General features: G+C 44.5%; 5 protein-coding genes. 1 reads left to right on the forward strand and 4 read right to left on the reverse strand.

The features are described from left to right. Positions 1–805 (reverse strand): TonB-dependent receptor plug domain-containing protein (locus HP439_RS17725; protein ID WP_172391667.1); only part of this gene is annotated, 805 nt, incomplete at its 3' end. A 476-nt stretch (positions 806–1,281) separates the two neighbouring features. On the opposite strand from HP439_RS17725, the gene HP439_RS17730 reads away from it, so the two are divergent. After that, complete coding sequence (locus HP439_RS17730; protein ID WP_172391668.1) at positions 1,282–2,196, forward strand: D-isomer specific 2-hydroxyacid dehydrogenase family protein; 915 nt, start codon at positions 1,282–1,284, stop codon at positions 2,194–2,196. On the opposite strand, the gene HP439_RS17735 is transcribed toward HP439_RS17730, so the two are convergent. The 3 genes from HP439_RS17735 to HP439_RS17745 all read right to left on the reverse strand — a co-directional run. After that, positions 2,183–2,983 carry an aspartate dehydrogenase domain-containing protein gene (locus HP439_RS17735; protein ID WP_172391669.1) on the reverse strand — a complete coding sequence of 267 codons (801 nt, stop codon included), beginning with the start codon at positions 2,981–2,983 and terminating at the stop codon, positions 2,183–2,185. The genes HP439_RS17730 and HP439_RS17735 overlap by 14 nt on opposite strands. Positions 2,984–3,086: 103 nt before the next feature. Beyond that, on the reverse strand, positions 3,087–4,016 hold the full coding sequence (locus HP439_RS17740) for an endonuclease/exonuclease/phosphatase family protein (RefSeq protein ID WP_172391670.1): 930 nt from the start codon (positions 4,014–4,016) through the stop codon (positions 3,087–3,089). An 11-nt stretch (positions 4,017–4,027) separates the two neighbouring features. Beyond that, positions 4,028–4,768 (reverse strand): FAD-dependent oxidoreductase (locus HP439_RS17745; RefSeq protein ID WP_172391671.1); only part of this gene is annotated, 741 nt, incomplete at its 5' end.

Here is a 4,768-nt window from a genome sequence, read left to right on the forward strand (position 1 = left end):
AGCTAAGTTTAAAGTCTCCCGTCTTTCCTCTCTTAGTCGTTATTAAGATTACCCCATTTGCTGCCCTCGATCCATATATGGAGGCCGATGCAGCATCTTTCAAAACAGATATGCTTTCCACGTCCTGCGGATTAATTAGGTTCATATCGCCAACGACCCCATCGATGACCACTAATGGGTTTGCGTTATTCAGCGTCCCTTGTCCTCGCACCCGAAGGGTCCCACCGTCTCCCCCAGGTTTGCCCGAACCTTGATTGACATATAGTCCGGGCGCCTGTCCCGCCAGACCAGCGGACAAAGAGGTCACCGGACGACTTTCGACGACCTCTGACATGGTAATAGAAGCCACGGATCCGGTAAGGTTTTCCTTTTTTTGAGAACCAAAGCCCACAACGACGACTTCATCTATTCCTGTCGCGGAATCCTGAAGTGTAATACGAATTGATTCTCGACTATAGACCGGTATTTCGTTGCTTGTAAACCCAACTCGGGAGGCTATTAAAGTCGCAGGTAATGCGGAGACTTCAATTTCAAAACTCCCCTTTTCGTCAGTTGAGGTACTAACTTCACTCCCCTTTATCTTGATTGTGACACCATCTAAAGGATTACCTTTTCCATCAACAACTACCCCCTTAACACCTGTTTGTTGAATAACCGGATATTCCCCTAATAATGTAACAGGACTCAACGCTCCGCTAGACAGCGAGGGAATTCCTAATACCGCCGATAATAAAAGCGGACGATAAAGCGCCTTGTAAATGGGTAATCGGCGCACTGCAGATTGAATGTAACTTCTACGCATCATTTTTAGTTTATAATTTATTCGTTTCGTTAGTGTATTTCCAAGATAAGCCCTACATAGAACGCCTTTGGCAATTAGCCAAAACTTCTACTAGTTGTCTGACTAGTTTAAACAAAACTTACTTAGATATTTTTCGTTGCTGTAGCAAGGCTACGATTGGTTAACGCCCAGCGTGCAAAATCAATAGGGTCTGCCGCTGTACTAAACAAAAATCGTTAAGAATGTCGACCGGCAGGGGGGATAATTTTGTTTTTTTGGTTAGATTAATCTGTTTTTTTACGCATTAGGACTTTTCGTATGACCGAACACGATTTATCTTTATTCGCAACAAGAAACGTACGAATGAGGAAGCGGCCAACATAATAAAAGGTTCTGCGGCAGCCATTGGCTATTTCGAAGGAAAAGAGGTATAATTGCCTTTGCGGCACAAATCAACTTCGGGTGAAGGAGAATGTGCTGGTTGAAAAAAATAAAGAAGCATGAATTTCAAAAAACTTGTCGCTATAGAGCCGCTAAATTTAATCGCATCGGCAGAAGAGGAATTAAAACGATTTGCTGAAAGCGTCACAACATACTCTGATGTACCGGCTAGCGAACGCGAGATCGTAACGCGTATCGGTGACGCTGATGCCGTACTACTGAGCTATACATCAACCTTGGGAAAACAAATATTGGAACAATGCCCCAATCTCAAATATATTGGCATGTGTTGTTCGCTTTATTCACCGGAGAGTGCAAATGTCGACATTCATTATGCCCAGACGCGTAATATCGTGGTAACTGGTATAAGAGATTACGGTGATGAGGGCGTTGTGGAATATGTTGTCAGCGAACTCATACGCTGCCTCCACGGATTTGGCAACAATCCGGATGGCAGCCCTCGAAAACCATGGAACGATATTCCTCGTGAGATTACGGGGCTAAAAGTGGGTGTAATTGGATTAGGCAAATCTGGAGGGATGATTGCTCAGGCATTGCAATTTTTTGGCGCAGAACTTTCGCATTTTTCAAGAACCAGAAAACCGGCAATGGAAAGCCAAGGAGTGAAATACCTTCCGTTAAAAGAGCTCCTTAAAGAAAACGAAGTTATCATTAGCTGTTTGAATAAAAACACGATTCTTTTACACGACCAGGAATTTCAGCATTTAGGCAATCACAAAATACTTTTCAACACAGGCTTGTCTCCCGCTTGGGATGCAAAGCCATTCGCGCAGTGGTTAACAAAAGACAACCTTGTTTATTGTGACACGATAGGTGCGCTGGGTGGCGAAGAGTTTTTAAAATTTCCAAATGCGGTATGTATGAATGTTTCTAGTGGGAGGACCTCGCAAGCGTTTGATCGGCTTAGCGAAAAGGTCCTAACGAATATAACAGACTACCTTAAAAAGCAATAGGCGAAGTTATGTTTCGCAATGTATTTACCACACTCCATCCTGCAATTTGTGCTGTTTTGCTATACACATCAATAACGGCATGGATCTGCTCACTTTTAATTTCAATACGGTGATCGTCACCAACAAAATCGGGCACCGAATTTATAGATACCTTAACATTTTCAGGGCCCGTGGACGCTAGAGACGCGGCAACGGCGACATTTACTCGCGTAGGAAACAACTTAATGGCACCTACCGCGTCGCCACTAAACACTTCCCGATGTTGGTACTGTAGGGTTTCATCATAGACCTCGGTATTTTTTAAGGAGTTAGGTCCTTTCTTGGTTACAAAAGTAACCTCGCTATCTTCCATTAAGGATACTGTTCTCAAGACATCAAACCCACCAATGGCACCGGATGCGAGATGAACGCGCGTACCGTTTTCTAACGCTGTTTGTTTTACAAGCTGATAGAATTCGGGATCGGCTAATGCACCAATAGATAATGTAACAATGGAAGACCCCGCTTTTAACGTGGGAATAGCTATTTCTCTCAGCGATGTCGGCGAGGCAACTTCGATAACGTAATCCGGTTTTTTATCAAGTAATTCGCCGATAGACCGGCAGGGCGTACAACTATTATCATGAAATAAATTTCGAACGGTCTGCGCGATATATTCCGACTTTTCAAAAGTTCTTGAATAAGTCGCTATCAGACTGTAATCAGAAAGAAGCCCCTTGCTTATCGCTTCAACAATTATATTTGCAAGCTTACCGCAACCTACTATCGCTAATGTTTTCGTTCTCATCTTGCTAACATAACATTAAAACTGCAAATCCAAAAATTTGCAAATTCAGATTTCCGGCTTTGGGGCAAAAACCAGCTCCCTTTAGGATTCTTGAAAAATCAATTTACAGCGCCGCGATTTCGGCCAATACAAAATAATGATCGCTGGGAAGGACCCCTTTGAAAGTATCCTTAATGATAACAGAATGAGTACCTTTCAGTGGCCCTTTAACAAAGATAAAGTCGATCTTTTTCGCTTTATCTTTACGTTCGTATGCCTCCCCTTTAAAACCGTGAACGGTCCCTTCGGGCGTTCCTGTACCATTAGCCTGCACGAAACTATCTTTCCACCCGGCCGCAAGTATATCGCTATAGACCTCCGAATCCATTGCAACGTTAAAATCACCGGTTAATATCTGTGCAAAATCATTCTGGTACTGCGCAGCATCTTCAAGCACGACTGCTGCTTGTTTACGTTTAGCGGTGTTATTAACATGATCTAGATGAAGATTGGACAGTCGAAATTCGCGACCAGTATGTCTATCTAAAAGGCGTACCCAGCATGCATTGCGGGCACGGGCCGATCCCCAAGAGATACTGCCCGCCTTCAAGGGCGTCTGTGATAACCAATAATTGCCAGCGGTGAGGAGCTCGAAACGGTCACGGGCGAAAAAAACTGGATTTTTAGCAATCCCATGATACCCTTCTGTATATTCATCCATCTCAGGGCCATCGAAGCCAAAACCATGATACTCTTTCAGAGCCGCTTTAAGGTCAAGAAACTGTCCTTTCAGCACCTCCTGAAAACCGATAATATCGGCCTTCTGTTTCTTGATCACAGCAATACACGCCTCTCTTCTATCAATCCAGCCGAGATTTTTCTGTGCGTCTTCGGGTAAATCAACACGGATATTACAGGTTAAAACCCTTATTGCGCGGCTCTTTATGACGTCATCAGATCGTACAATATCCAACTTACCAACCAAAGGAAGGCCACTTAATAACCCCGCGTGCTTGATGAATACGCGGCGGCTTGATTTATATTTTTCAAACATAATAGTTCTTATTAAACGGACTGTTCAAGATTTTCCCCTAGGTACGCCCCGGCAGCGATCAGCTCAGCACGCAACTCATCCACATCAATATCGCTTGGCGACAATCCTTTTCTAACAGCTAACTTCGCGGCTCTACCGGCTGCCTCTCCCATCGCCATGCAGGGTGCCATGACACGAATTGCAGACATCGCCTCATGAGTAGTCGAAATCGAGCGGCCTGCAACAAGGAGATTTTTAACTTTTGTAGGAACCAATGATCGGTAAGGAATATCGTAGCTATCTCCACACCAGGTGAGCGTACACCCTCCACCTTGGGGATGATGAATATCCAGGGGATAGCTCGCCACCGCTATGGCGTCTTGGAACCTGCGGCACGCTAGAATATCATCTGCGGTCATCACGTAGTTTCCGACAATGCGACGAGTCTCCCGAATACCTAAAAACGGTGCCATCTTCGTGAAATGTGCGTTTGCAAAACCTGGCACATATTCCTTGAGATACCTCTGTATTTCTTCTACCTGTCTGCGTCCCTCCATTTCACCATAGGTCAAATCTTCAGGATTGGTACCATCTACACCGTTTACCCGTGACATATTCACCCATACTTCACCTTCACGAAGTCCTGTAATTAAGATTGTACGTTCTACAGGTAGTTTGTAGCCCGCTGCGCGCGCTTTCTCCATCACGCTACGCAAGCCGACAACAATAAACTGGTGATTTTGCCCGAAGTATTCGGAAGGGATAAAGTCCGT

Origin of the sequence: Sphingobacterium shayense (assembly GCF_013179575.1) — a bacterium.
Taxonomy (GTDB): Bacteria; Bacteroidota; Bacteroidia; order Sphingobacteriales; family Sphingobacteriaceae; genus Sphingobacterium; species Sphingobacterium shayense.

Excerpts from the sequence above, each read along its gene's own strand:
- HP439_RS17730 (WP_172391668.1), top strand. The coding sequence starts at position 1,282 with ATGAATTTCAAAAAACTTGTCGCTATAGAGCCGCTAAATTTAATCGCA.
- HP439_RS17740 (WP_172391670.1), bottom strand. The coding sequence starts at position 4,016 with ATGTTTGAAAAATATAAATCAAGCCGCCGCGTATTCATCAAGCACGCG.
- HP439_RS17735 (WP_172391669.1), bottom strand. The coding sequence starts at position 2,983 with ATGAGAACGAAAACATTAGCGATAGTAGGTTGCGGTAAGCTTGCAAAT.